This is a genomic window from Variovorax sp. 20P10.2.4 (assembly GCF_058244205.1).
The window spans coordinates 1-4,396 of the sequence record NZ_JBZAYE010000606.1 but is presented as its reverse complement, the minus strand read 5'-3'; the positions used below and the strand labels follow the sequence as shown (position 1 = coordinate 4,396).

Annotated in this window: 4 protein-coding genes; 1 reads left to right on the top strand and 3 read right to left on the bottom strand. The window is 71.5% G+C overall.

Going from position 1 to position 4,396, the window contains the following annotated elements; all coding sequences use genetic code 11:
• A partial coding sequence (locus tag AC27VN_RS34060) for an MFS transporter (protein WP_490879438.1) occupies window positions 1-259 on the bottom strand: 259 nt, incomplete at its 3' end.
• A 112-nt stretch (window positions 260-371) separates the two neighbouring features.
• Between AC27VN_RS34060 and AC27VN_RS34055 the strand changes: the two genes are divergently transcribed.
• Window positions 372-1,241 carry a LysR family transcriptional regulator gene (locus AC27VN_RS34055; RefSeq protein WP_490879437.1) on the top strand — a complete coding sequence of 290 codons (870 nt, stop codon included), beginning with the start codon at window positions 372-374 and terminating at the stop codon, window positions 1,239-1,241.
• A 12-nt stretch (window positions 1,242-1,253) separates the two neighbouring features.
• On the opposite strand, the gene AC27VN_RS34050 is transcribed toward AC27VN_RS34055, so the two are convergent.
• Window positions 1,254-3,800, bottom strand: coding sequence for a PAS domain-containing protein (locus AC27VN_RS34050; RefSeq protein ID WP_490879436.1), 2,547 nt, complete (start codon window positions 3,798-3,800; stop codon window positions 1,254-1,256).
• Between the two features lie 119 nt (window positions 3,801-3,919).
• A partial coding sequence (locus tag AC27VN_RS34045; RefSeq protein ID WP_490879435.1) for a hypothetical protein occupies window positions 3,920-4,396 on the bottom strand: 477 nt, incomplete at its 5' end.

Below are 4,396 nucleotides of genomic sequence, written 5' to 3'. Positions count from 1 at the left end.
CGGTGAACAGCGCGAGGCCGCCGAGGTAGATGCGGCGCGGCCCGAAGCGGTCGCCGAGCGCGCCGCTGCTCAGCAGCAGGGCCGCGAACACCAGCGTGTAGGCATTGACCACCCATTGCAGCCCGGCCACGTCGGTGCGGAACTCGCGCAGCAGCGCATCGAGCGCGACATTGACCACGCTCACGTCGAGCAGCACCACGACGAAGCCCAGCGACGCGGCCACCAGCGTGCCCCGGCGCGAAGACGATCCGGTTCGCATGTTCCACCCTTTTCATCCATGAAGAGGAGGCGATGGTGGGCCGCGACGCTCTGTGCGTGAATTCCCTAAAATCGCGGACTCACTGCGAGAAAACGCACAGATAGGGAACACCATGTTCGACTGGGAGAACCTGCGCCATTTCCTGGCCGTCGGCCGCGCCGGCACGCTGTCGGGTGCCGCGCGTTCGCTGCGTGTCGACCATGCGACGGTGAGCCGCCGGCTGGCGGCGCTCGAGGCCGAGCTGGGATTGCCGCTGGTGGAACGGCTGCCGCGCGCCTGCCGCCTGACGGCCGCGGGCCTCGAGGTCTTCGAGCAGGCCAAGGCGATGGAGAGCGCCTCCTTCGCCATCGCGCGGCGCAGCCAGGCGCGGCAGGTGTCGCTGCGCGGCAAGGTGACCTTGAGCGCCTCGCCGGTGCTGGCCACGCACTTCCTCGCCGCGCGCATGGCGGACTTCCATGCGGTCTACCCCGACATCCAGCTGTCGGTGCGCTCCGAGGCCCAGCAGGTCTCGCTGAGCCGCGGCGAGGCGGACCTCGCGCTGCGCCATGTGCGGCCCAGCGAGCCCAACAACATCGCGCGCCGCGTCGGCCGCATCCCCTTCGCGCTCTACGCGGGCCGCGACTACCCCGCCCTCAGGGAGCCCGCGCGCTGGACCTTCATCGCCTATGACGACCGCTTCGCCGACATGCCCCAGCAGCGCTGGCTGCTCGGCAACGCGGGCGAGCGCCCGGTGGGCTGCGAACTCGGCGACATCAGCAGCCAGCTCGTCGCCGCGCGTGCCGGCGCCGGCGTCGCGGGCCTGCCCTGCTTCCTCGGCGATGCGGAGCCCGCGCTGGTGAAGCTCGAGCCCGGCGGCGAGCCCTTCGAGCATGCGATCTGGCTGGTCACGCACCGCGAGCTCAAGCGCTCGGCCACGGTGCGCGCGGTGATGGACTATCTCGCCCGGGCTTTCGCCGACAGCGAGGCGCTGCGGCTGCCCTGATCGCCGCGCCCCCTAGGACGCGTCGAGCACCTCGCGCACGCGCGCGGCCAGTTCCTCGATCGTGAAGGGCTTGCCGATCAGGTGCACGCCCGCGTCGAGCACGCCGTTGTGGACCACCGCATTGCGCGTGTAGCCGGTGGTGAACAGCACCTTGAGTTCCGGCCGCCGCCGCAGCGCCTCGTCGGCCAGCTTGCGGCCATTGGTCTCGGGCATCACCACGTCGGTGAACAGCAGCTGGATCTCGGGATGGGCATCGATCAGCTTCAGCGCCGCCACGGCGCCGTCGGCCTGCAGCACGCGGTAGCCGAGCTCGGTGAGCGCGGCGACCGTGAGCTGCCGCACCGCGGGCTCGTCCTCCACCACGAGGATCAGCTCCTCGGTGCCGCCCAGCGGCGTGTCCGGGGCGGCCTCGGCCTTCTCGTCCTCGGCGGGCGCGCCGAGCAGGCGCGGCAGGTAGACCTTCACGGCCGTGCCCTCGCCGACCTCCGAATAGATCTTCACGTGGCCGCCCGACTGCTTGACGAAGCCATAGACCTGGCTCAGGCCCAGCCCCGTGCCGCGGCCCACCTCCTTGGTGGTGAAGAAGGGGTCGAAGGCCTTGGCGACCACCTCGGCGGACATGCCCGAGCCGGTGTCGCTGACGGCGATCATCACGTACTGCCCGGACGAGAGGCCGAGGTGCTCGGCCGCATAGCGCTCGTCGAGGTGGGTGTTGGCGGTCTCGATCGTGAGCCGCCCGCCGTCGGGCATGGCGTCGCGCCCGTTGACCGCGAGGTTGAGGATCACGTTCTCGAGCTGGTTGGGGTCGGCGTGCGTGCGCCACAGCCCGCCGGCCAGCACGGTCTCGAGCTGGATCGCGCCGCTGAGCGAGCGGCGCAGCAGGTCCGACATGCCCGCCACCAGCCGGTTGGCATCGAGCGACTCGGGGCGCAGCGGCTGCTGGCGCGAGAAGGCGAGCAGCCGTTGCGTCAGCAGCGCGGCGCGCTTCGCGCCGTCGCGCGCGGCCTCGACGTAGCGCCGGGCGCGAACGTCGTCGGCCGCGAGCTGGCGCCCCAGCAGGTCGAGCGAACCGATCACCACCGCGAGCATGTTGTTGAAGTCGTGCGCGATGCCGCCGGTGAGCTGGCCCACCGCTTCCATCTTCTGCGCCTGGCGCAGCGCCTCCTCGGTCTTCAGGCGCTGCGCAACCTCCTCGGCCACGCGGTGCTCGAGCGAGTCGTTGAGTTCGAGCAGCGCGCGCTCGGCGCGGTGGCGCTGGGTCACATCCTGGAACAGCACGGCCACCTGGCGGCGCTCGGGCGGCTCGACGCGGAAGGCGGCCAGCTCGAGGAAGCGGCCGGTGCGCACCAGCTCGCGCTCGAAGCGCACCGGCTCGCCCGTGAGCAGCACGCGGCGGTAGATGTCGACCCAGCCGTCGGCCTCGTCGGGCACCATCTCGCGCACCCGCTGGCCCACCACGTCGGCGATGCCGGCATTGGCCAGGTAGGCCGGGTTGGCCGTGACGTGGACGTAGTCGCTCATCGGCCCGTGCGGGCCGTCGAGGAATTCGATGACGCAGAAGCCTTCGTCGATGGTCTCGAACAGGGTGCGGAACTGCCGGTGGCTCTCGCGCAGCGCGAGCTCGGAGGCCTTGCGCTCGCTCAGGTCGAGCATGGCGCCGATCATGCGCAGCGGCCGGCCCTGCGCGTCGCGCAGCACGGTGCCGCGGTCGAACACCTCGGCATGGCTGCCGTCCTTGCGCAGGAAGCGGTACTCCTGCGTCCAGGCGGTTCCGCCGCCGTCGATCACGGCATGGATGCCGGTCTCGACGCGCGCGCGGTCCTCGGGATGGATGTGGTCGAGCCACCAGTCGGCGCTGGTCTCTTCCTCCGTGTGGCCGAACAGCGTGGTCAGCGCCTGGTTCCAGACCACGTGGCCGTCGGACAGGCGCCAGTCCCAGACCGCGTCGTTGGTGGCCAGCACCGCGAGCCGGTAGCGCTCCTCGGTCTCCGTGCGCTGGGCCTGGCGCCGCGTCGCCTCGTCCTCCTTGTCGGCCAGCCGGCGCCGGGCCAGCACCTGGGCGGTGGTCTCCCAGACGGTGCACAGCAGACCGCGCACGGCGCCCTGTTCGTCGCGCAGCGGCGCATAGGAGAAGGTGAACCAGGTCTGTTCCTCCAGCCCCTCGCGGTTCACGACGAGCGGCAGGTCCTCGCGATGGACCGGGCTGCCGGCCAGCGCCGTCTCGACCAGCGGCCCGACCTCGGGCCAGATCTCCGCCCAGACCTCGGCCAGCGGCGCGCCCAGGGCTCCGGGATGCTTGCCGCCGAGGACCCGGCCGTACGGCTCGTTGTAGACCATGCCCAGGCCGTCGCCCCAGGCCAGCCACATCGGCAGGGCCGAATCGAGCATCAGCGACACCGCGTGGCGCAGCGCGCCGGACCAGCCCTGCGGCGGACCGAGCGCCGAGCGCGCCCAGTCGTGCTCGCGCAGGAAGGCGGCGGCGAGCGTGCCGTCGGGCCGGAAATGTCCCTCGTGCTGCAGTGCGGTGCCGGGCCCGCCGTGTGTCTCGCCGTTCTTCATGAGTGCGTCCGCGTGCTGGGCGTATCCCTTGGTGCGCCTGTCCAGGGTCGGTATCGTAGGGGCGCCGCGGGCTGTGCCGCGTCGGCGGGCAGGCCGTCTCGCGACCGGTCCGGGGCGATCTAGGGGCCTGACGTCGGCGGCGGCACCGCCCACGGGTTCGCGGATCCCGGCGGTCTCAGCACGGACGGCGCGGAAGGATCGGAGGACGGCATCGTCATGCTCGGTGGCGAAGCCATCACCGGACGGACCGGTGCCGGCCGGGGCATCACGGGCAGGGGCGACAGGCCCCGAACCTCCGACAGCCCCGCGGTCGCATCGCCCGCCCGCCGCCCGAACTCACGCTTGATCGCCCGGTCGATCAGCGGATAGGGAAACATCGCGAGCTTGCCCATGAGGCAGTTGATCATCAGGCTGTCGAAGGAGCGGCCGAACGATCCCTTCTCGAATTCCTTGGCATGAAGCTCGAGGATGCGGATCGCGTCGTTGCACTTGAGCACGTCGGCCTTGCCCTTGCCGAGCGAGGCGGCCAGCTTCCTTGCCTCCGGCAGCGTGGCGTAGGGCTGCTGCACCAGCGCGGCCGGTGCGATGACCGGTGC